General features: G+C 59.7%; 23 protein-coding genes. 12 read left to right on the plus strand and 11 right to left on the minus strand.

Annotated elements, in window-relative coordinates:
* Positions 1-18: 18 nt before the first annotated feature.
* Complete coding sequence (locus ACYVI2_RS21695) at positions 19-1,410, plus strand: sulfite reductase subunit alpha (protein WP_415822114.1); 1,392 nt, start codon at positions 19-21, stop codon at positions 1,408-1,410.
* Here ACYVI2_RS21695 and ACYVI2_RS21700 read toward each other — a convergent pair.
* Both ACYVI2_RS21700 and ACYVI2_RS21705 read right to left on the minus strand, forming a co-directional pair.
* Positions 1,407-2,297 carry a TauD/TfdA dioxygenase family protein gene (locus ACYVI2_RS21700; protein ID WP_415822112.1) on the minus strand — a complete coding sequence of 297 codons (891 nt, stop codon included), beginning with the start codon at positions 2,295-2,297 and terminating at the stop codon, positions 1,407-1,409. The genes ACYVI2_RS21695 and ACYVI2_RS21700 overlap by 4 nt on opposite strands.
* A gap of 14 nt (positions 2,298-2,311) precedes the next feature.
* Positions 2,312-3,286 (minus strand): Bug family tripartite tricarboxylate transporter substrate binding protein, encoded by a 975-nt coding sequence (locus ACYVI2_RS21705; protein WP_415822110.1) that lies wholly within the window; start codon positions 3,284-3,286, stop codon positions 2,312-2,314.
* Positions 3,287-3,372: 86 nt separating this feature from the next.
* On the opposite strand from ACYVI2_RS21705, the gene ACYVI2_RS21710 reads away from it, so the two are divergent.
* Positions 3,373-4,020 (plus strand): IclR family transcriptional regulator, encoded by a 648-nt coding sequence (locus ACYVI2_RS21710; RefSeq protein ID WP_415822109.1) that lies wholly within the window; start codon positions 3,373-3,375, stop codon positions 4,018-4,020.
* Between the two features lie 131 nt (positions 4,021-4,151).
* On the opposite strand, the gene clpB is transcribed toward ACYVI2_RS21710, so the two are convergent.
* Complete coding sequence (gene clpB / locus ACYVI2_RS21715) at positions 4,152-6,746, minus strand: ATP-dependent chaperone ClpB (protein ID WP_415822108.1); 2,595 nt, start codon at positions 6,744-6,746, stop codon at positions 4,152-4,154.
* 293 nt (positions 6,747-7,039) lie between these two features.
* On the opposite strand from clpB, the gene ACYVI2_RS21720 reads away from it, so the two are divergent.
* Both ACYVI2_RS21720 and ACYVI2_RS21725 read left to right on the plus strand, forming a co-directional pair.
* Positions 7,040-7,768 carry a helix-turn-helix domain-containing protein gene (locus ACYVI2_RS21720; protein WP_415822107.1) on the plus strand — a complete coding sequence of 243 codons (729 nt, stop codon included), beginning with the start codon at positions 7,040-7,042 and terminating at the stop codon, positions 7,766-7,768.
* Positions 7,769-7,821: 53 nt separating this feature from the next.
* Positions 7,822-8,940, plus strand: coding sequence for a hypothetical protein (locus tag ACYVI2_RS21725; protein ID WP_415822128.1), 1,119 nt, complete (start codon positions 7,822-7,824; stop codon positions 8,938-8,940).
* 99 nt (positions 8,941-9,039) lie between these two features.
* On the opposite strand, the gene ACYVI2_RS21730 is transcribed toward ACYVI2_RS21725, so the two are convergent.
* From ACYVI2_RS21730 to ACYVI2_RS21745, 4 genes are all read right to left on the minus strand, one after another.
* On the minus strand, positions 9,040-9,297 hold the full coding sequence (locus tag ACYVI2_RS21730; protein ID WP_415822105.1) for a DUF3820 family protein: 258 nt from the start codon (positions 9,295-9,297) through the stop codon (positions 9,040-9,042).
* Positions 9,278-9,877 carry an NUDIX domain-containing protein gene (locus ACYVI2_RS21735; RefSeq protein WP_415822104.1) on the minus strand — a complete coding sequence of 200 codons (600 nt, stop codon included), beginning with the start codon at positions 9,875-9,877 and terminating at the stop codon, positions 9,278-9,280. Before ACYVI2_RS21735 ends, ACYVI2_RS21730 begins: the two co-directional genes overlap by 20 nt.
* A gap of 155 nt (positions 9,878-10,032) precedes the next feature.
* Positions 10,033-10,374: a hypothetical protein gene (locus ACYVI2_RS21740; RefSeq protein ID WP_415822126.1), complete on the minus strand. Its 342-nt coding sequence runs from the start codon at positions 10,372-10,374 to the stop codon at positions 10,033-10,035.
* Between the two features lie 177 nt (positions 10,375-10,551).
* A complete protein-coding gene (locus ACYVI2_RS21745; protein WP_415822125.1) occupies positions 10,552-10,740 on the minus strand; it encodes an oxidoreductase-like domain-containing protein in 189 nt (62 codons plus the stop codon).
* Positions 10,741-10,941: 201 nt separating this feature from the next.
* Between ACYVI2_RS21745 and ACYVI2_RS21750 the strand changes: the two genes are divergently transcribed.
* Positions 10,942-11,745 (plus strand): AraC family transcriptional regulator, encoded by an 804-nt coding sequence (locus tag ACYVI2_RS21750; RefSeq protein WP_415822103.1) that lies wholly within the window; start codon positions 10,942-10,944, stop codon positions 11,743-11,745.
* 71 nt (positions 11,746-11,816) lie between these two features.
* Entirely contained in the window at positions 11,817-12,473 is a 657-nt protein-coding gene (locus ACYVI2_RS21755) for a LysE family translocator (RefSeq protein WP_415822102.1), read from the plus strand.
* A gap of 27 nt (positions 12,474-12,500) precedes the next feature.
* Here ACYVI2_RS21755 and ACYVI2_RS21760 read toward each other — a convergent pair whose 3' ends face one another.
* On the minus strand, positions 12,501-12,923 hold the full coding sequence (locus ACYVI2_RS21760) for an organic hydroperoxide resistance protein (RefSeq protein WP_415822100.1): 423 nt from the start codon (positions 12,921-12,923) through the stop codon (positions 12,501-12,503).
* 149 nt (positions 12,924-13,072) lie between these two features.
* Positions 13,073-13,537: a MarR family winged helix-turn-helix transcriptional regulator gene (locus ACYVI2_RS21765; protein WP_415822099.1), complete on the minus strand. Its 465-nt coding sequence runs from the start codon at positions 13,535-13,537 to the stop codon at positions 13,073-13,075.
* A gap of 185 nt (positions 13,538-13,722) precedes the next feature.
* On the opposite strand from ACYVI2_RS21765, the gene ACYVI2_RS21770 reads away from it, so the two are divergent.
* The 5 genes from ACYVI2_RS21770 to ACYVI2_RS21790 all read left to right on the plus strand — a co-directional run bounded on the left by ACYVI2_RS21770 (position 13,723) and on the right by ACYVI2_RS21790 (position 19,530).
* Positions 13,723-13,986, plus strand: coding sequence for a hypothetical protein (locus tag ACYVI2_RS21770; protein WP_415822097.1), 264 nt, complete (start codon positions 13,723-13,725; stop codon positions 13,984-13,986).
* A gap of 56 nt (positions 13,987-14,042) precedes the next feature.
* The gene (locus ACYVI2_RS21775; RefSeq protein ID WP_415822095.1) at positions 14,043-14,456 is read left to right on the plus strand and encodes a DUF2946 family protein; all 414 of its coding nucleotides are present in this window, start codon (positions 14,043-14,045) and stop codon (positions 14,454-14,456) included.
* A gap of 56 nt (positions 14,457-14,512) precedes the next feature.
* A complete protein-coding gene (locus ACYVI2_RS21780) occupies positions 14,513-16,648 on the plus strand; it encodes a TonB-dependent receptor (protein ID WP_415822094.1) in 2,136 nt (711 codons plus the stop codon).
* 57 nt (positions 16,649-16,705) lie between these two features.
* Positions 16,706-18,064 carry a PepSY-associated TM helix domain-containing protein gene (locus tag ACYVI2_RS21785; protein WP_415822092.1) on the plus strand — a complete coding sequence of 453 codons (1,359 nt, stop codon included), beginning with the start codon at positions 16,706-16,708 and terminating at the stop codon, positions 18,062-18,064.
* A gap of 356 nt (positions 18,065-18,420) precedes the next feature.
* Positions 18,421-19,530: a porin gene (locus ACYVI2_RS21790; RefSeq protein WP_415822090.1), complete on the plus strand. Its 1,110-nt coding sequence runs from the start codon at positions 18,421-18,423 to the stop codon at positions 19,528-19,530.
* A 78-nt stretch (positions 19,531-19,608) separates the two neighbouring features.
* Here the strand turns inward: ACYVI2_RS21790 and ACYVI2_RS21795 are convergent, their stop codons facing one another.
* Entirely contained in the window at positions 19,609-20,301 is a 693-nt protein-coding gene (locus tag ACYVI2_RS21795) for a GntR family transcriptional regulator (protein ID WP_415822089.1), read from the minus strand.
* 80 nt (positions 20,302-20,381) lie between these two features.
* On the opposite strand from ACYVI2_RS21795, the gene ACYVI2_RS21800 reads away from it, so the two are divergent.
* Positions 20,382-21,260 (plus strand): spermidine synthase, encoded by an 879-nt coding sequence (locus tag ACYVI2_RS21800; RefSeq protein WP_415822088.1) that lies wholly within the window; start codon positions 20,382-20,384, stop codon positions 21,258-21,260.
* Positions 21,261-21,286: 26 nt separating this feature from the next.
* Here the strand turns inward: ACYVI2_RS21800 and ACYVI2_RS21805 are convergent, their stop codons facing one another.
* A complete protein-coding gene (locus ACYVI2_RS21805) occupies positions 21,287-22,249 on the minus strand; it encodes a Bug family tripartite tricarboxylate transporter substrate binding protein (protein WP_415822086.1) in 963 nt (320 codons plus the stop codon).
* Positions 22,250-22,341: the final 92 nt, after the last annotated feature.

Here is a 22,341-nt window from a genome sequence, read left to right on the forward strand (position 1 = left end):
ATATCACCGCCCTGTCCCATGCTTGCGCCTCCTACCTACCGCCTGCTGTATTCATGCTGCATCATCCTCGCCTGGCTGGTGCTCTGTTTGTGGTCTTGGCGCCAGGCCCGTCGTCGTACGGAACAGCAGGCCCGGGCCGCACGCGAGCTGCATGCTCCCGCTACCGATCAAACCGTCCTCGTCGCTCACGCCAGCCAGACAGGACAAGCCGAAGCGCTGGCGCATCAAACTGCCGAGGCGCTGCGCCAGGGCGGACTGCCGGCCCGTGTCGCTGCCCTGGGACAACTCGACTTGCCGCTCTTGCGCGCCTATCCTCGCGTCCTGATCGTCGCCAGCACTTATGGTGAAGGCGACGCCCCCGACAGTGCAGCCGCTTTTGCGGACACGCTCATGGCCCAGAACGAAGCAGATGCCGCCATGCTCGATGGCCTGCAATATGCCGTTCTCGCGCTCGGCGACAGCGAATACCATCACTACTGCGGCTTTGGCCGCAGGCTCGACACTTGGCTGCGCGATAGCGGCGCCAGCCCGCTCTTTGATCGTGTCGAGGCAGACAAGGCGGACCCTGCCGCCTTGCGGCACTGGCAGCACCACCTGGGGCTACTGACCGGCTGCAGTGACCTGCCGGATTGGGAGCCCCCCAACTATCGTCCATGGCGGCTGGCACAACGCACCCTGCTCAACCCCGGCAGCCAGGGCGATCCCTGTTTTCATCTGACCCTCACGCCCCCTGACGACACCGATGCGTTATGGCAGGCAGGCGACATTGCAGAGATCGGCCCGCGCGACGCACGCGGTGGCGCGCTGCAGCCGCACCGCGAATACTCCATATCGTCCATCCCGGCCGATGGCGCCGTGCACCTGCTGGTACGGCAGATGCATCACGGCGACGGCCGGCTGGGCGTGGGCAGCGGCTGGCTGACCCATATCGCCCAGCTCGGCGACACCATCGATCTGCGCTTGCGCACCAACAGCAATTTTCACCCGCCCGCCGATGACCGCCCATTGATATTGATCGGCAATGGCACAGGCCTGGCCGGGTTGCGTGCACTGCTCAAAGCCCGCATCACCGCCGGCCATCATCGCAACTGGTTGATATTTGGCGAACGCAGCGCCGCGCACGACTGGTATCACCGTGAAGAAATCGAAGACTGGTTAGCCGATGGGAAAATTCAACGTGTAGACGCGGTCTTTTCACGCGACACGGCTGATCACCCGTACGTTCAACATCGCCTGCTCGACGCCAGCAATGATGTGCGTGATTGGATCCGTGCCGGCGCCGATCTCTACATCTGCGGTAGCTTGCAGGGCATGGCTCAGGGCGTAGATGACGCGTTGGTCGAAATATTGGGCGCAGGCGGGCTCGCCGCCCTGCGCCACAGCAACCGCTATCGACGCGATGTGTACTAAAGCGATTGCAGCCTTGCCGACGCAGCGAGAGGCCGTTCGCCGGAGATCGTGGTGCGATGCATTTCACGATCGAAGCCGTCGTAATCGTTCATCGCCAGATGCTGCGTACAACGGTTGTCCCACAGCGCCAGAGAGCCGGGCGTCCAACGGAAGCGGCAAGTAAATTCCGGCCGCCCCGCATGCTGGTACAGAAACTGCAGCAATGGTTCGCTTTCCTCTTGCGTCATGCCTTCGAAACGCACCGTGTAGGTACTGTTCACATACAGCGCTTTTTTGCCCGTAGCCGGGTGCACGCGCACCACAGGATGAATCACCTCGTTCGTCGCGCGCTCATCGGTGCGCACGTCCATCTTGTCGGCCGGATCCCCGTTGTTCACCACAGCCCCGCCAGCGCCATAAGAACGTGCCGGACTATGCACCGCGTTTAACCCGTCCAAGATCTGTTTGAGCCGATCGGACAAGGACTCATATGCGCGATACATGTTTGCCCACATCGTATCGCCGCCATAGGGCGGAATCACACGCCCATAGAGTGCCGAACCCAACGGAGGTTCTTGCGTATAACTCATATCCGTGTGCCACAGTCCGCCAAACAAGCGTTTTTTCGACTCGGCCTTGCCTTTCATCACAGGCAAGATGGTTGGATAACCCTCCAATGCCCGCACAAAAGGCACCTCCAGCAAATCGCCAAACCGTGCGCTGAAATGGATATGCTGTTCAGGCGTCAGATGTTGATCGCGAAAAAAAATGACCAGATGCTCGTGCAAGGCTGCCTGTACCTCATCGAACGCCTCGTCCGACAATGGTTGCGACAAATCAATGCCACGAATTTCTGCGCCCAAAGCACCAGCGATGGGGTGGGCTTCCAGGTGACGATACATGCTCATGTTAAGTCTCCTCGTTACTGCAGTTTGATCTGTGCACGACTGACCAGTGCACTCCATTTGTCAGTTTCCGCTGCGATATAGCGTCGAAACTCCTCGGGCCCCTTATCGGAAATGATTCCGCCCATGGCCACAATCTGATCTCGCACCTCCGGCATGGCCAGGATGTCGTGCAATGCTTTATTCAGGCGATCCACGATGGCTGGAGGTGTGCCCGTCGGCACCAGCACGCCGAACCAACCCGTCACCTCATAGCCGGGCAATCCCGATTCGGCCATCGTCGGCACATCGGGTAACAAGGGTGAACGCGTCGCGCTCGTGATCGCCAACGCGCGCAGCTTGCCGGATTTGACGAGCTGCAAGGCCGACGGCATGTTGTCGAACATCATGGGCACATGTCCCGCCATCGTGTCGTTCAAACCGGGGGCACTGCCACGATAGGGAACGTGCGTCAGCTTCACCCCCGCCGATGTCGCAAACAGTTCGCCTGCCAGATGCAGGGATGTACCTGTCCCCGGTGTGGCATATCCCACAGGCGTTGATGACTGCTTGATATAGGACTCCAACTCTCGCACCGACCGCACCGGCAAATCCTGATTGACGACCAGCAGATTCGGCACGCTCATCAACATTGCCACCGGTATCAAGTCACGCTGCGGCTGATAAGGCAAATCCGGATACAAGGAGGGATTGATCGAAATCGGCCCGATGTTGCCCATCACAATCGTGTAGCCGTCCGGGGGCTGTTTGACTGCATACTCGGTGCCTATATTGCCGCCGGCTCCCGCCTTGTTTTCTACGATCACTGTCTGACCCAGACGTTCACCAAGCTTGTTACCCACCAAGCGCGCCAGCATGTCTGTCGACCCGCCTGGCGGATACGGTACGACCCACTTGATCGGCTGTGACGGCCATGTGGCCTGAGCCGCGGCGGCAGCCCCCATACAGACCGTCAAGCCTGCAGCAATAGCGCATAGGATGCGTTTCATCATTGTCTCCTTCCGGCACCGGAACTTGCGTGCATCTCAATTTATTTATATGATCACTAGGTGATCAATTAGTTTATCTAGTGAACCAAATGAAGAATAATAGATCCATTCAACGATGTCTATCGATCATGCGAGCGTTTCGCGCCAACGGCCGTCCCACCCTGGCGGAGCTCTCTCGCGCGGTGGATTTGCCTCACGCCACCGTATTACGCTTTCTGCAGACCCTCGAGGAAGAGGGCTATGCCGCCCGCCAAGACAGCCGCTGGCGGCTGACGCCTTTGGTCTTCGAGCTCGGATTTGCCGCCATGGAAAGTCTAGGAGTATCGGAGGCCATCCAAGACGTGCTGCAAGGGCTGGCCGATGCCTACTCCGGCACCTCGAATCTGGGCGAATCCCATTCCGATGGCGTGATCATCATTGGCCGGGCAATGGCACCCGCCGAGCGCAGGCGTCTTGTCGTCATGAACTTGCGCGTAGGCAGTGTGCTGCCCCCCGCCAGTGCGCTAGCCCAGGGATTGGACTTGCCTGTTGGTCAATGGACGCGCTTTGATTACCCAGACAGCAACCAGATCTCGATAGCCACCCCGATCCCACAAATAGATTCTCGCCGCCTGTCCGTCGGCATTTCGGTCGACGCCTCGGAAGCCACCGATGGCCGGTTGGAAAACGACATGGCCCCCGCCCTGCAACACGCAGCCGACACCATCAAAGGCATCCTGCGCATAGGCACCGTGTAACGCGGCCACCACGCCTCGCCTTCGGCTTGCTGCCCCCCAAGGGGGCGTTTTTTACCCTGGAACGGCCCAGGCGGTAAAAAAAGGGCAACGCGATATCGCGTTGCCCTTTTTCACTACGACAGCTCAACAGTTCACTGCAGCGTACGTGTGAACACGAACTTGCCGTCTTGCCAATCGACCGGCACCACATCGCGCGGCCCGAAGTCACCCTCGAGAATCAGCTTGGCGACCGGGTTTTCGATCTGCTGCTGAATCGCGCGCTTCAAGGGTCGAGCGCCGAACACAGGATCGAACCCGGCACGCGCCAACTCGGTCAATGCCGCGTCGGACACCTCGAGGCGCATTTCCTGCCGCTCCAGACGATCGGCCAGACGCTTGAGCTGAATCCGCGCAATCGACTCGATATGCTGTGCTTCCAGTCCATGGAAAACCACTACCTCGTCAATACGGTTCAAGAATTCCGGACGGAACGATTGCTTCAGTTCATCCCACACGACTTCCTTGATCACTTCGTAAGGCTGTCCCGCCATGCTCTGAATATGTTGCGACCCCAGGTTGGACGTCATCACGATCACCGTATTACGGAAATCCACCGTACGGCCTTGACCATCGGTCAAACGGCCATCATCCAACACCTGCAACAGCACGTTGAAAACATCGGGGTGGGCTTTCTCCACCTCGTCCAGCAATACCACGCTGTACGGCTTGCGGCGTACTGCTTCGGTCAGATAACCACCCTCTTCGTAACCCACGTATCCCGGCGGCGCACCAATCAAACGCGCGACAGAGTGTTTTTCCATGAACTCACTCATGTCGATACGAATCAGGTGCTCTTCGGAATCGAACAAGAACTCCGCCAACGCACGCGTCAACTCGGTCTTGCCCACACCGGTCGGCCCGAGGAACAGGAATGACCCATACGGACGCGAGGGATCCGCCAGACCCGCACGCGAGCGGCGGATGGCGTCGGATACCAGTCGGACAGCTTCGTCCTGCCCCACCACGCGCTTGTGCAGATAGTCTTCCATTTGCAGCAATTTTTCGCGCTCGCCCTGCATCATCTTGGCCACGGGAATACCCGTCGCTCGCGATACGACCTCGGCGATTTCCTCGGCGCCGACTTGCGTACGCAGCAAACGAGGTTTGTCCGTGTCTGCCTGTTCGCTTTGCTCCGCACTGTCGGCCGCGCTCAAACGCGCCTCGAGCTCGGGCAGCTTGCCGTATTGCAGCTCTGCCAATTTGTCGAACTGCCCCTTGCGTTGCAACTCGGCCATTTCGGCGCGCACGCGATCGATTTCTTCCTTGATGGCTTGCGTGCCTTGTACAGCGGCCTTTTCGGATTTCCAGATTTCCTCGTAGTCGTTGTACTCGCGCTGCAGCTTTTCGAGTTCCTCCTCGATCACGGCGAGGCGGCGCTTGGAGCCCTCGTCGGTTTCCTTGCGTACGGCTTCGCGTTCGATCTTCAGCTGAATGATGCGTCGATCCAGACGGTCCATCACCTCTGGTTTGGAGTCGATCTCCATACGGATGCGCGCACCCGCCTCGTCGATCAAATCGATGGCCTTGTCCGGCAAGAAGCGATCCGTGATGTAGCGATGCGACAACTCGGCCGCGGCCACAATCGCGGGATCGGTGATCTCGACACCGTGGTGAATCTCGTAACGTTCCTGCAAACCACGCAGGATCGCGATCGTCGACTCGACATCGGGCTCGTTGACCAACACCTTCTGGAAACGACGTTCCAGCGCGGCGTCCTTTTCGATGTATTTGCGATACTCGTCCAGCGTCGTCGCACCGATGCAGTGCAGCTCGCCACGCGCCAACGCAGGCTTGAGCATATTGCCCGCATCCATCGCACCTTCGGCCTTGCCGGCGCCCACCATCGTATGCAGCTCATCGATAAACACGATGTTCTGGCCGTCGTCCTGCGCGAGCTCTTTCAGCACGGCTTTCAGACGCTCTTCGAACTCGCCACGGAACTTGGCGCCTGCCAACAGCGCCGCCAGGTCGAGCGAGAGCACCCGCTTGCCGCGAAGGGTTTCGGGGACTTCGTCATTCACGATGCGCTGTGCCAGCCCCTCGACGATAGCGGTTTTACCCACACCGGGTTCACCGATCAAGACAGGGTTGTTCTTGGTGCGGCGCTGCAAAATCTGAATCGTGCGACGGATCTCGTCATCACGGCCGATCACGGGATCGAGTTTGCCTTCGCGAGCGCGCTCGGTCAGGTCCAGCGTGTATTTGGCCAGCGCCTCACGATTGGACTCGCCCTCGGCGCCAGAAACGTTTTCGCCTCCGCGCACGGCGTCAATTGCCGCCTCGAGTGCTTTCTTCTGCAAACCGGCATCGCGCAGGATCGTACCGGCCGGACCTTTATCGTCAGCCAGTGCCAGCAAAAACAATTCACTGGCAATGTACGTATCGCCACGGCGTGCGGCTTCTTTATCGGTGCGCGTCAGCACCGCCTGCAGGTCGCGCCCGACCTGCACGTTGTCATTGCCCTGCACCTGAGGTAATGCTTTGAGCGCAGCGTCCAGCGCGGCCGGCACGCGGTTCACCGCGACGCCTGCGCGCGCCAGCAGGCTGCCCGCGCCGCTGTCTGAGTCAGACAGCAATGCCGAGAGCACATGCACGGGCTCGATATAGGGATGGTCGTTGCGAGCAGCCAAGCTTTGCGCATCAGCCAAAGCCTGCTGAAATTTGGTCGTCAGTTTGTCGAATCGCATAAGAGTTGTCGTTAGGCTTGATGGGGAGCCTGACCGGAACTAGTACACGGCTTGGCTCGATGATTAACATGTGCGGATGTTGATCGTTTTTTCAAGGCCTTTCAGCCCTCAAAACATGGGAATTTCGCCTCGATTGCACAATATGTAACAATCCAATTCCTCTTTCATTCCATAGCTCCTTTGAAACCTGGGGAACCATCACACGGAGCCGCCTTCAGTGGCGCTTACAATAGGGTACAGCTTGTTCATGCCCTCGCGCCTGCGCAGGGGCCGCACCATTCGCAGCCATCTCTATGCAAAAACGTGTTCCCCTGTCACCAGAATCGCCCAACTGCTCTACATGCATGCTCGGCCACGTCTGCATTCCCGTCGGGATGGCCGCCGCCGACGTTCAGCAACTGGACAAGCTGGTGCAAGAACGCATCCGCCTGCCCAAGAGCGCGCCGCTCTATACTCAGCAGGACAAACTGGACTCGATCTACAGCGTACGTTACGGCAGCGTGAAAACCCAGATCGAAGACGCGGCCGGGCATATGCAGATTACCGGCTTTCACCTGCCGGGGGAAATGATAGGCCTGGACGGCATGCTGCACGGACAGCATGTCTCTACTGCGCTGGCCATGGAAGACACCGAGGTTTGTGTCATCCGTCTGTCTCAAATCGATCATATCGCCGCTCAACTGCCCTCGCTGCAACACCAGATGCGCCGCCTCATGAGCCGCGAACTGGAACGCTCGTATCAGATGCTGGCCTCGCTGGGCAGCCTGCAATCCGAGCAGCGCCTGGCGGGCTTTTTGCTCAACCTGTCGCAACGCTACGCCGCACTCGGATATTCTTCCACCGAATTCGTGCTGCGCATGACCCGTGAGGAAATCGGCAACTTTCTCGGACTGACCTTAGAGACCACGAGTCGATTATTTTCCCGCCTGGCACGCGAAAACCTGATCGCGATCCGTCAACGTGAAGTCAAACTGCTGGACATCCCTGCGCTGAAGCAACTATTGGGACAAGAACGTTGCTGAACGCCGTGCGCGTGCCTCGTCTCCCATCGCATTCTGGCTCGTCCGGCTCGGCGATGATGGCGCTGATGCTGGCACTGACACTGGTTGCGGGTACTGCCGTGGCCCAAACGCCCCTGCCCCCGCCGTACAACTATGACGAGCCGCTGCCGAAAGGGCCGCGCCCTCTGCCCGCGTGGCAATATCTGACGTTGGGCGAGACCAAGCGCAACTACCGGATGCCGGTCTATGCCAACCACAATCTCGGCAAAGCGCTGAAAGGCATACGCCGCGTCATCGTCGTGCTGCCAGGCGCCCGCCGCGATGCCGGCCGGCACTACCAGGATATCGAAGCCCTCGTTAACCGCGATCCCAACCACAAAAACGAGACGCTGGTCCTGGCGCTGGAGTTCCCCACATCCGTCGATGCCAACTTTGCGAAACTCCCTGCCTGGCGCAAATCCAGCTGGGAAATCGGCGGGAAAAGCATCCAGGCCTCGGGACGTCCCGCGCCGATCAGCGCGTTTCAGGTACTCGATGACATCGTGCGATGGCTGGCCGATCGCAAAGCGATCCCGGCACTCTCCGACATCGTGCTGGCTGCGCATGGCAGCGGCGCGCAGTTACTGCAGCGCTACGCAGTCCTCAATGATCTGGACGGCGCCGTGCGCCGCGATGGCTTGGGGCTGCGCTATGTCGTGGCAAACGCGCCGTCCTATCTGTACCTGACGGGCGAGCGCCCTCGCCGCACGGGTGGCGGCTACGCCTCTTACGAGCGGGGCATTTGCCCGACCTATAACCAATACCCCTACGGCCCGCAGCAGCTTCCTGCCTACGCCAGCGATCCTGGCCCTGCCAGCCTGTACGTGCGCTACGCCTCACGCGACGTGGTCTATCTATTGGGCAGTGCCGACAATAATCCCGAGGATCACGGGCTGGATAAGCATTGCGCCGCCGAGGCCCAGGGCGCCACCCGCCTGTCGCGTGGCCTGGGCTATCTAGGCTATGACCACCTGCTGGCACACCGCGGCAGCCCCCCCATCAATCTCGCACACACCCCACAGCGAGTCATGGGCGTCGGACACGACGCCACGGCGATGTTCGGCTCACAATGCGGCACACAGGCCTTGCTGGGCCACGACGCGCGTATTGCAGAGCGCGCAGCTTCGTGCGAGGCTATTACGCCAGCCCCCTGAGTCCGGTTGCCGGCGAGTTTGCCGAGCCTGCCCCTGCTTGATTGCTGCCGCCGGCAAAGTCATCGGGCCAACACCTGGCCACTGCCGCCGGCAAGATAATCACGCCTGAACTTTAACCGCCACCTTCGGCTTGCTGCCTGCCCCGGCCTGTTGGCGCAACGGTTGCAGCAACGCCGACAGGCCGTTGTGGTCCAACTCGTGCATCAACGCCAACAACCGGCCGATCTGCCCGGGAGGAAATCCCTTGCGCGCAAACCACGCTAAATAAGGCCCCGGCAGATCTGCGATCAAACGCCCCTGATATTTGCCGAACGGCATTTCCAGCGTGACAAGACGCTCAAGATCTTGCGGATTCATCGTGCAGCTGCCAATCCAACGACCAATTCCCGGCCAGCATATTTTGCAGCCACAGCGTGCACGTCAGCGTCTTGGCGTCCGTCACACGGCCACTGCGGCAAGCCTCGGCCAATTCGTCAGGCGTCGTGGCGCGCACCTCCAGGAATTCGTCCTGATCGAGCTGGGCAGTGCCAGCGACCAATCCGCGCGCGAAAAAGATATGGATGATCTCGGTCGAATAGGCGATCGCCAGATGCATTGCCCCTGCACTTGCCCATTCCTTGGCCGTATAGCCCGTTTCCTCGAGCAGCTCGCGCTTTGCACACGCCAACGGATCCTCGCCGGGATCGAGTTTGCCAGCAGGAAACTCGGTCATCACCTGCCCCACCGGATAACGGAACTGCCGCTCCATCAACACGCGCCCATCATCGAGCAGCGGAATGATCACCACGGCGCCCGGATGCACGATGTACTCGCGCGTGGCCTGCCTGCCATCGGGCAGGCGGACCGTATCGCAACGTGCTTTGATAAAGCTGCCTTCGCAAAGGGACTGGCTATCAACCAGCGTTTCAATCAAATGGGCGTCGTCGGCGGCATTCATGAGTAGCGAAAAAACAAAAACGGATGGAGGTGCGTTGGCATCAAACGTATTGACTGCGTAGCCAAAAAACGAGATTGCTCTCGGCTCCCGGCACTACAACACGTCGAAACGATCAGCTTACCATCCCCTTGCTTTATTGCTTACCATCCATCGCTTTATTGTTGACGACGCGCTTCCAGTTCGCGCAGGCACGCGGCAACTTCATTTTGCAGTTGTGCCCGATCGACCGCCGCACGATCGGCGTTGTTGCGGCAGCGCTCGTATTGGGCCAGGCTCTCCGGCGTATCGCGCACCACGCCTGACGGGGCTGCCGTGCCGGCCTGTGGCTGTTCCGTAATTCGCAACGTCGACGGAGGCGAGTAACTGCCGTCGCGCGAGGGGTAGCTATATTCCTGCGCCTGCTGCGCAGCCTCATGCATCTGCTGAGCCTGCGCCATACCCGCAGTGCCCATCAGGCAAGCCAAAGCGGTCAAACCGGAAATTGCGATCGTCTTCATCATGACGTAATCCTTGTTGAGAGATCCGCCGCAGCCTTGTCAGGCATCGGCACCCATTTATCGTAACGTCTGACACTGCGACCTAGAGCGCAAAAATAGGTGCCAAAGCGCAACAAAATCTCCGCCCTGGTTGCAGCCTCTCACTTCACCGGCATCAAACAGCCGCACGCCCGCTACTCACGATGATCCCGGATGACGAGCCCGCCAGGCACGCAAGGCCTCGCGATAAGTTTCCATTTCGTCGTTATACATGTCATAAACGCACGGAATACAGCCACTTTGACAACACTCGTTAGGGCTGGGAGGGGTAGGCGGCACAGGTTCGGGATCATCAGCGGACGAGTCCTGCGCAGCGGCATCCGCCATCACAGCAGGAAATACTGGCTCTGCAGGTGCAGGATGCAGGCCAGGCAACGCCGAACCCGGCCGCTGTGCAACGGTGTCCATATCGGTAGCATATGTCGAAGGATTCATAATTACCATTATCGCCCCATCATCCGATGGACGGCGGCCTGCGCTGCCAGTGATAATCTATTGACTATCGGCCCAGCGTCCTACCGACTCTTTATGCCCCACCCCCAATTTTGGCGCGACGCGCGACTGCCCTACGTGGAAAGCCGGCGCGCTGTTCACAGCCGCGCATGCTATGCGACGCACACGCACGACACCGTGTCGATCGGCGCCGTTGACCGCGGCTATAGCACCTTTATTTGTGGCGATGCCTCCTATCGGCTCGCTGCCGGCAGTCTGGTCATGGTGCCGTCGCATTGCGCGCACGCCTGCAACCCCGATCCCGACGCAGCATGGAGCTATCAGATGCTGCACCTGGACTCTCAATGGGTTCGCGCCTTAATGGCTGAGAACGACGGGGACGCCGAACTGCCTGACCACGCAGCTATCAGTCACGCGCTGCCGGCCTATCAGCGATTCTGTGAACTCAACGACCTGTTGTTCTCGGACGCGACGCACGCCGACAAGGAGTCTGCACTCATCTTGTATGTAGGGAGCCGTTCATGGCTAGGCCTGCCGCTAGCAGCCTCGCCTCCCCCACTGCTGCCGCATCGGTTCCAACACATCATGGCCCTGCTGAACGAATCCCGCAGCCATGACATCTCCCTCGCCACGCTGGCCGACATGGCCGGCATGAGCCGTTACCAGTTCATCCGCGCGTTCCGCGCAGCGACAGGCATGACGCCTCACGCGTATCAACTGGACCTGCGCATCCTGCAAGCCCGCCAGTTGCTGCGTCGCGGCCAGAGCCTGAGCCGCATCGCGCAGGACCTGGGTTTTGCAGACCAAAGCCATTTCCAGAGAGCGTTCAAACAGCGCGTCGCCGCGACGCCCGGCATCTATCAACGCTCGGGCGACTGAACCCCCGCAATTTTCTTCAATACGCCATTCGTCTGCCGCTGCAGAATTGCCTCGTTCTGACAAGAGGCAATATGGCAAACGCTTGGCAACTCTTCGCCGTGGTCGCAGGCGCGCATTTCCTGGCGCTGCTCAGCCCCGGTCCTGATTTCTTTTTGATTATCCGCAGCGCACTGCTGCATGGCTGGCGTCCCACCGCTACCGTCTGCCTGGGCATTGCAGTGGCGAACGGCATCTTCATCATGCTGGCGATCGGCGGATTTGCGGCATTGAATCCCTCCGGTACGCTTTTCCAGTTGCTGCAAGCAGCAGGCTGCCTCTATCTCGCGTATCTGGGGGCTGCGCTGATCCGTCATGCCCGCACAGGCACGGCGCCGCTACACGGTTCGGCTATCACTGGCACGGCTGTGCCGCCCTCTTGGCACCGGCGCTTCGCCATGGGTTTCGGCTCGGGCATTTTGAACCCTAAAAATGCACTGTTCTATGCCAGCCTGTTCTCGCTATTGGCCGGCGAACATACACCGCCTACCCAGCAATGGGCATACGGGCTGTGGATGTTTGCGATCGTATTGGCGTGGGATTTACTGGTCTGCGCGGGCATAGGTCACCCGGCCATCGTGGCCGCCATGACTCGCTATAACGCGCTGATCGAGCGCATCACCGGCGTCATACTGCTGCTGATTGCCGCGGGCGGATTATGGTTGCTGGCCGGCGCCCTTCTGACAAAGTAGCGCCGGCCATCGACAACATTGACCGCCTTACACGATCGTCAGCGTGACATCGATATTGCCGCGAGTGGCGTTCGAGTACGGGCATACGATGTGTGCGCGCTGCACCAGATCTTCGGCCTGCTCGCGTGCCAGGCCCGGCAACGAGATTTTCAGCTCGACTTCGATACCGAAGCCGGTGGGCAGAGGCCCGATACCAACGGCGCCCTCGATGGATACATCCGCCGGAATCGACAGCTTGTCGCGATTCGCGACGAACTTCATCGCACCGAGAAAGCATGCGGAGTAGCCCGCCGCAAACAATTGCTCAGGGTTCGTGCCGCCGCCAGGGCCGCCCATTTCGCGCGGGACCGCCAGTTTGACGTCCAGGATATTGTCCGACGAGACAGCACGGCCATCACGGCCGCCGGTAGCTTTGGCATGGGCACGGTATACGACTTTTTCGAGAGACATGACAGGTTCCTTTAGTTAACAGGGATAAAACGACAGGCGATTTACTCAACATACGGCTCGCCAGAACCGAATACAAATAGCAAGCAAATTAATCGTGCACTACATATATGGCAGATTGATGGCACACGGCATGGGCACATCCGGCCCGATCACGCATGCGTCATCAAACGCCCCCGCAACTGCTCCAACTGCACTTTCAATGCAGCCAACTCATCCGGCGCGCATTCCGTCGCGCACAACACCTCGACGGGGACTTGCGCCGCCTTTTGTTTCAGCACACGCCCGGCAGATGTGAGCGCCACGATGACCTGGCGCTCGTCCTGCTCGGCGCGTGTACGGGTCAACCATCCCGCAGCCTCCATACGCTTGAGCAACGGCGTCAAGGTCGCAGAATCCAAAAACAGCCGGCGGCCGATGTCCGTCAACGTCAACTGATCCTGTTCCCACAGCACCATCATCACCAGGTATTGCGGATACGTCAGATCCAGCGTGCGCAGGAGCTTACGATACACCTTGTTCATCGCCAGCACCGTCGAATGCAGGGCAAAACACAGTTGCTCATCCAGCAACAGTGATGGCGCATCGGCAGCAGAGGGTCGGGATGAAGTCGTCATGGATCAAATAATACATAGTGCACGATTTAATCGCAAGTTATTTTTATGTGACCGGTTATGCGGCGTCGACAGTTGGCCGCCATCCGTAGAATAGAGAGATTGTCCGCTGCCCACACACACCCGAACTCACGCTGGGCAGCAGAGGCAGCGCAATTTTCATCAATCCATTCACCTAAAGGCTTTCCATGGAAACAGAACTAGATGGCCGCTTGCTCGCAATGCGGCAGACCGTCGCATTGGCCCTGGCGCTATCCACCCGCAGCAATCCGCAAGCTATCGAACTGGCGCTGGATATCTTGGCCGACTTGCGCGCCAACGTTGACGGCGCTCCCGCGGACAGTCCCTTTGACCTGCCCGCCTGGACTGCTGGAGCGCAAGACGAACTGGACCAGATCGCGCATCTCGTGCGTGCATTTACGCAACTGCCTGACGCTGAGCCCAGCGAATAAAACCGCCTCAATGCATGCCGCACTCGGCTAGGTACGTAGTTTAGAATTACAACACCATGCATTCCGCAAACCGTGCTTTCACATCGATACGCTATCGCGCTGCCATCTGGCTGGCGCTGTGCGTATTTGCGCTGAAAGCACTGGTCCCCCAGGGCTTTATGCCCGGGACTGATCCGAGCGCCACACTGATTCAATTGTGCTCGGCCGCGGGTCCGATATGGATCGAAGGCCCGTCCAAGGCCGGACACGATCATCACTCGCGCCAAGACGCTCAACACGCTGAACAATCGGCCGTCTGTCCCACTGGCGCGGCCTTGGCTGCCTTGCCGCTGCTGCCTTCTCTGCCAGGGCTGGTACCTACCGGCACCGTTACGCTGCAAGTCGTCGCACGCGCTCCGCCGCCTCTGGTCGATACCTCACCTCAGAGCGCACCACTCGGTGCGCGCGCCCCGCCTGTCTTACTCGGTTAGTGCTTGATTCCCCGTCGCGCATCGCGACGGCCCTGCCCTTTCTACCGAGAATTTCCATGCCATCCCTTTCCGTCAGGACATCCGTCCTGCCTCGGCGCACGGTCGTTTCCGCGACCGTGGCGCTGCTATTGGCCAGCCCTGGCGCCCGAGCCGAGACTGCAACACTGCCCGCCATTTCCGTATCCAGCGACGCTTTTCCCATCACGCTGAATGAGATCAGCGCAACCGGATCATCGCTGTCGCTAACGCCCTTTGAGACCCCAGCCAGCCTGGAAATCATCACCAATGAACAACTGCGCGCGCGCGGCGACGTGACGGTGATGGATGCCATCACACAAGCGGCCGGCATCAGCGCGTTTCGACATCCCGGCAACGGCGGCTCGTCACTCTCTGCACGCGGCTTTACCGACTCGAATTCAGTCGCCATCCTATACGACGGACTGCGTCAATATGGTGGCCTGGGCCAGACCTTTGTCTACGATCCCTGGTCAGTCGAGCGCATCGAGGTCCTGCGCGGCCCCGCTTCGGTCCTGTATGGCGAGGGCGCCATCGGCGGCGTGGTCAACATCATTCCCAAGAAACCCTCCCGCGGCCCGATCGAAAATGAAATCCAGACCACGATAGGCACCCACGATACCCAGCGCCTGGCGTTCGGTAGCGGCGGTGCGATCGACGACCGATGGTCGTATCGGTTGGATGTCAGCGGCAACCACAACAACGCCGACATGAGCCTGGGGGACTCGAAAAACGCCGCCGTCACCGCGGCACTGCGGCTCGACGTGTCGCCCGAACTGAACTTCACGCTGACCCAAGCCTACGCCTGGCAAGAGCCGACCCGCTATTTCGGTACGCCCTTGATTGACGGCGAAATCGATTATTCCCTGCGCCATCAAAACTACAACGTCGATGACAGCAAGATCATCTATCGCGACCAGCGCACCGAACTGCAGACCGAATGGATGCCCAACGCACAAACGACCGTCCGTGGCCGCGTCTACTACATCGGCAGCGACCGCGACTATCGCAATGCAGAGAACTACACCTGGCAACCCGACAACGGCCTGATCGAACGCAGCGCCTACACAGCGATTCAGCACGATCAGTCGCAAATCGGCGCGCGAGCCGATGCCGCCTTTCGCGGACAGCTATTGGGTTTGCAGAATCAAGTCTCGGTGGGTGCCGAGGTCAATCGCAGCAAACTCACCCATACCAACAACTCGCCGTATGGCGGCACGTCCCTGGTTGATCCCTACGATGTCGATCACGGCGAATTCATTAACGAGGCAGGCACCTCGCCGCGCTATCGCAACACGGCAACCCAGTATGCCCTCTTTGCCGAAGACCGTCTGATGCTCACCGAGCGATGGTCAGTATTGGGCGGTGTGCGCTACGACCATATTGATCTGCAACGCGAAGATCTCGTCACCGGCACCACCGCCTATCGCACGACCTTTACCAATGTGGGCTGGCGAGTCGGATCGGTCTACGACATATTGCCTACGCTGGCGATATACGGGCAATACGCCGAGGCGGCCGACCCGGTCGGCGGCCTGTTGCTCTTGTCGCCAGCCAACAAGGACTTCGAACTCTCGACCGGCCGCCAGGTCGAGATCGGGCTCAAGCAGACATTCTGGGACGACAAGGGCCAATGGACGTTGGCGGCCTATCACATCCGCAAAAATCATCTCGTCACGCGCGACCCCAACGACCCTGCACTGCGCGTGCAAGTCGGTAGCCAATCCAGCCGCGGGCTGGAGCTCACCGTAGGCGTGGAAATTGCGCGCGACTGGCGCGTCGATTTCAACGGGGCAATTCTGGATGCACGCTACGACGACTATGTAGATAGCGCCAACGGCACCGCCGTCTCTCGACGAGGCAATGTCCCGCCCGACGTGCCCGAGCGATTGGCCAATCTGTGGGTCAGCTGGAATTTCGCGCCACGATGGACCGCTAGCGCGGGGCTGCGCTACGTGGGCAAACGCTACGCCGACAGCGCCAACGAGCTCGAGATGGCGGCCTACACCACGACGAACCTCGCCCTGCAATGGGAGCCCCGCCGCGACCTGAGCCTGGCCCTGCGCGCCTACAACGTATTCGATAAACAGTACGCCGAGACGGCCTACTACAACCAGACGCAATGGTTGTTGGGTGCAGGACGACGCGTCGAATTGTCCGCGAACTATCGATTCTGATCGATCCCTGAATCCTGGCCAGATGCTTGCGTCTGGCCCCAAACTAGTCGCCTCATCATGAACACTCAAGCAAACACTCCGGATTCCGATGCGATCCGTCATGTCGATGTCTATCGGGCCGTCTGGCGCTGGCACTTTTATGCCGGCCTGCTGGTCATCCCGTTCCTGATTGTGCTGTCGGTCACCGGCGCGTTGTACCTGTTTCATAACGAGATCGAAAACACCTGGTACCGTGATCTGAAATCGGTACCCGCGCAAAGCACCCCGGCATTGGCGCCATCCGCACTGACACAGGCCGCCTTACAGGCCCACCCAGGCACGCTGGCCAAATACCTGCCGCCCGAGACGCCCGAGGCGGCAGCACAAGTCGTCATCAAGCCTGCAGCCGGCGCGAGCCTCAGCGTTTATGTCAATCCGTATGACGCCCACGTTCTGGGAGCGATCCCCGAACGCGGCACCTTGATGTGGACCATACGCCGGTTGCACAGCCTGGATTTCTTTGGTCCCATTGCCAATGGCGCCATTGAAATCGCGGCCGGCTGGAGCATCCTGCTGGTCCTCACGGGGATCTATCTGTGGTGGCCGCGCGGCCGCAAACAAGGCGTCATCAGCGTACGCAGCACGCCATCCAAACGTGTCTTCTGGCGCGACACGCATGCCGTCACCGGAGTGATCGTCGGCTTTTTCATTCTGTTCCTGGCCACCACCGGCATGCCGTGGTCCATTGTGTGGGGCGCCAAAGTCAATCAATGGGCCAATGGCAACAACTTTGGCTATCCGGCAGGCGTACGCGTGGCGGTCCCCATGTCGGATGAGCACCTCGCGCACATGGGACAAACCACATGGTCACTGGAGCAAGCCCGCGTGCCCGCATCCACGCCCGCTCACACCATGGGCGAGCCCATCGGTCTGGATGCTGCCGTCAATATTTTCAATCGGCTGGGCCTGGCACCTGGCTACGCCATCAACGTGCCGCAAAATCCCACGGGCGTCTACACCGCCTCGGTCTACCCCAACGACCTGGCGCGCCAGCGGGTCGTGCATCTGGATCAATACAGCGGCCAACCGCTATTGGACATGAGCTACGGCGACTATGGGCCGTTGGGCAAAACGCTGGAATGGGGAGTCAATGTACATATGGGCCAGGAATTCGGCCTGGCCAATCAATTGATCCTGCTGGCCGCCTGTCTCGCTATTGTTCTGTTGTGTGTGGCGGGCGCGACCATGTGGTGGAAACGGCGCCCAACCGGCAGCCTGGGAGTGCCTCCTATGCCGGCGGCGCGCCGTGCACTGCGTGGCGTCATGGTGTTGATGGTGATCGGCGGAATCATCTTTCCGCTGGTGGGCGCCTCGCTGCTGGTCATGCTGGCGCTGGACTTGCTGCTGCAGCAACGAAGCAGAGACACCGCCCGCTGACGACCGAGAGTACCTGCCGCGCTACGCGTTGACTCGGCAATTCAAGCTGAATATGCACGCACGGCACCAACAGACTGCCGGTCTAAATGGCATTTCGATGCAGAAAAACAACAGCAATGCGCAAGCAACTCTTGCTGCACGGCTGGCCGGCGCGCTGCTATAGAAGAGCTAAAAAGACCACTCGAGCCCGCACGCCAAATCGTGAGAAATAACTACTTTTAGCCGCAAAATCCTGCAGTTTTCGAGTTTGGCGGCAATCGATGCTTTACCATGAAGCCCTCAGGGATAATGCGCAGGCCTTGAAACAAGACCTGCGCCGTTATCTCTGATTGTTCAATTCAACGGAGATTTTCTTTATGAAAAAGACGCTACTCGCCGCTGCACTGCTGGCTGGTTTCGCAGGCGCCGCTCAGGCTGAGACGTCGGTCACTCTCTATGGTGTCATCGACACCGGCATCGGCTACAACAAGATCAAAGGCGATGGTTACAGTGGCAGTCGCGTAGGCATGATCAACGGCATTCAAGCCGGTTCGCGCTGGGGTTTGCGTGGGACCGAAGACTTGGGCGATGGTCTGCGCGCCGTATTCCAACTGGAAAGCGGCTTTGATTCCAGCAATGGCAACAGCGCTCAGAACGGCCGCCTGTTCGGCCGCCAAGCCACCATCGGTTTGGCCAACGACAGCTGGGGTACCCTGGAGTTCGGTCGTCAGACCAACGTGTCCTCCAAATACCTGGCAGACATCGACCCGTTCTACACCAGCTATACCCAAGCCAACCTGGGCCTGGGCTTCAGCGCCGCAAACACCACCCGTTGGGACAACATGGTGATGTACCGCACGCCGTCGTTCAGCGGTTTTGAATTCGGTGTGGGCTACTCGTTCAATGTGGACGACACCAACAGCAACGAAACCGGTTTCCGTACGGCAGACAATACCCGCGGCATCACCGCCGGTCTGCGTTATCTGAATGGTCCGCTGAACGTTGCCCTGACCTACGACCAACTGAACGCCAGCAACAGCGCCTCGAACATCGATAGCGACGCAACGCCCCGTCAATACGCGGTCGGTGTTTCCTACGACTTCGAAGTCCTGAAGCTTGCCGCCGCCTACGGCCGCACCACCGACGGCTGGTTCACCGGCCAGGACCTGGACTCGGGCACGCCTTTCAGCAACGAATTCGGCTCTAACCGCTTTGTCGATGGCTTCAAGGCCAATTCGTACATGGTTGGCGCGACGGTACCCATCGGCGGTGCCAGCAACGTGTTCGGTTCGTGGCAACGTGTCGATCCGTCCAACGACCGCCTGACCGGTGGAGACTCCACCATGAACGTCTGGAGCCTGGGCTACACCTACGATCTGTCCAAGCGTACCAACCTGTACGCCTACGGCTCGTATGGCAAAGACTATGCCTTCATCGATGGTCTGAAGAGCACGGCTGTCGGCGTCGGTCTGCGTCACCGCTTCTAAAGCAAAACCGGCAACAGGCTTGTGCCGCGTGTTGCCGGCATCGGCGGGCTGAATCCCCAGTCCGCCGATTCAAATCCGTCAATTCGATCCTGGCTCGCGACGAGTCAAATGCCGATTCGCTGCCAAGTACGCGTCACGCGACGGCGCCAGATGGCCACGGCATACCCGAATCAAATCGTCCCGATGCCCCCCTTCCAGGGCGGCAATCATGGCCCAGTGTTCCAGACGCGCACGTTCCCGATACGAGGCGTCCACCAGCGAACTGAAGCGAATCGCATGCGTCTGGCGGGCATATTCCTGAATCGCGCGCTGCAGCACGCTGTTATTGCAGAAACCAAACAAGGTTTCGTGAAACCGCAAATTCGTGTGAAACACCGCACGCGGGTCCTCATCGGCCACCGCCTGATCGTGTTCGCGTTGAATAGCCTTTAACCGGTCCAGAGCCTCAGCAGGCAGCGGACACGGCAAAATGCGCGCCGCCTCGGCCTCCAGCAGTTCACGCATTTGATACAGCTCGACCACTTCCTGCACGGCGAATGCCCTGACCTCGCAGCCGATGTTCTTGCGCCGCTCGACCAGCCCGCGCCGCGCCAACTCGGCCAGCACCTCCCGGGCGGCATGCCGCTTGAGGGCGAATCGACGCATTAATTCGTCTTCGATCAGGCGCTCACGCGGATGCAGGCTGCCCAGCACAATGTCTTCTTCGAGCTCGCGCACGGCGGCGGAAATACCGGAACTCTCGATAGAGGCGTCAGGCAGCGAATCAGACATGGGATCAGAAAGTGAATACGGCACGGCAAAAGTATAAACGCGAGATATGATGGCCCCAAACTCACCGACCATGGTCTCTCATGCCCCACACTCGCCCGTGCCTGATTTTCCCGCTTGCCATCGGCGGCATGGCACTGCTGCTCGCGCTATCGCTACAGGCCGAGCCCCGGCTGTTGCATAGCGAGCCCTCGCCCTTTGGCAAGGTGCTGGTATTCGAAGACAACGGCGAACGATGCCTGAACTTCAACTCCATGACCGATATGGGACGACAGACCTGCATGGATCTGCAGGAACCGGATGACCTGGTGTTTTCCTATACGCGCATGATGATCAGCGCCCTGTTCGTCAATCCGGCACCGCAGCGCATCCTCATCGTCGGCCTGGGCGGCGCCACGCTGCAGAAAACGCTGGCCGCCCTCCTGCCCGACGCGACCATCGATACAGTGGAAATCGATCCCGCCGTCGCGCGCGTCGCCGAGGGCTACTTTGATTACCGGCCCGGCCCGAGGCAACGGCTATTTGTAGAGGATGGGCGGGCCTATATCGAAAATGCACATCGCACGGGACAACAGTACGACATGGTCATGCTGGACGCCTTTGATGTGGACTACGTCCCCGAACATCTGATGACGGTCGAGTTTCTGGAGCACGTCAAAGGCATTCTGGCCAAGGACGGTATTGTGGTCGCCAACACATTCACCAACAGCAATCTTTACGAACGCGAATCGGCGACCTATGCCCACGTATTCGGACCGTTCTTTAACCTGCGGCAAGGCAATCGTGTCATCGTCGCTACGCGTGACACGCTGCCCAGCATGGATGCCATTCAGTCCAATGCCAAGGCGTGGAAAAACAAACTCGAACCTCTCTCTGTCGACGTCGAGCAGGAAACAGACAGGTACGCTCAACGCCAGGAAAAAGGATCAGCGGACATCCTGAGAGATCCCAAACCGCAGTAAACAAGCGGTCGCAGTGCGTACACCTGTCAAGGCTGCACGAGATTCGCGTCCTTGGCAGCTTTTTTATACACAGGAATTTCGCGGGCCATCACCTGAGCCAGTTCCTTCGCGGTACTGCCTACCGGCTCAATGCCGAGTTCCAGCAACCTGCTGGATACTTCCGGTTCGCGCAGCGCCGCAGATACCGTGGTTTGCAGCGATTGGACAATAGCGTCCGGGGTTCCCGCCGGCGCATACAACGACGACCAGAACGACATTGCAAAACCCGGCGCGCCCAACTCTGCCACAGTGGGCACATCGGGCAAGGATGAAAACCGCTTGGAACCCGTCACGGCAATCGCACGCAATTGCCCCCCACGGATCTGCGGCAAAATCGCTGCCGTATCGACCAAAGCAAAATCGATTTCGTTGGCCAGCAACGCCGCGACCACGGACGAGTTGCCCTTATAGTTCACTATCTCGGTACGGATGCCGGTATGGTTTGCAAAAAGCCCGGTAGCCAGCTGAAAAGAGGTCGCCCCCGCACCAGCAAACAGGCCCTTTTCGCTGCCTTTGGCCTGCGCCACCAGATCGGATAGCGTACGGACCTGGCTGCTGGCTTTCACCGACAAGATCATCGGAATATCTCCGACCAGCGAAATCGGCTTGAAATCCGCCACCGGATCGTAATCCAGCTTTTGATAGATGGCCGGGTTCACCGTCATGCTGCTGCTCGGCCCTACCAGCAACGTATAGCCATCGGGCTCGGCGCGCTTGACCGCGGTGACGGCAATGGCACCGCTGGCGCCCGGACGATTTTCCACGATAAAGGGCTGCCCCAGGCGGCGCTGCAGCTGTTCGGCCATCAACCGGGCCAGGATATCGTTACCCCCGCCCGGGGCAAAGCCCACAATCATCCGTACCGGCCGCGCAGGATAGCTCTCGGCAGCCATCGCAGTACAGGTACACAACGCAAACAGCGTGACCCAGTAATAAAAGAATCGTTTCATGCCACGCTCCAAGGAGTGAATGCGGTGAGACTTTATCGGGGATTGCACTGATGGCCGATTATGCGCCGCTTGGCTACATTGAATGCGACCTA

It is taken from the genome of Bordetella tumbae (genome assembly GCF_054780995.1).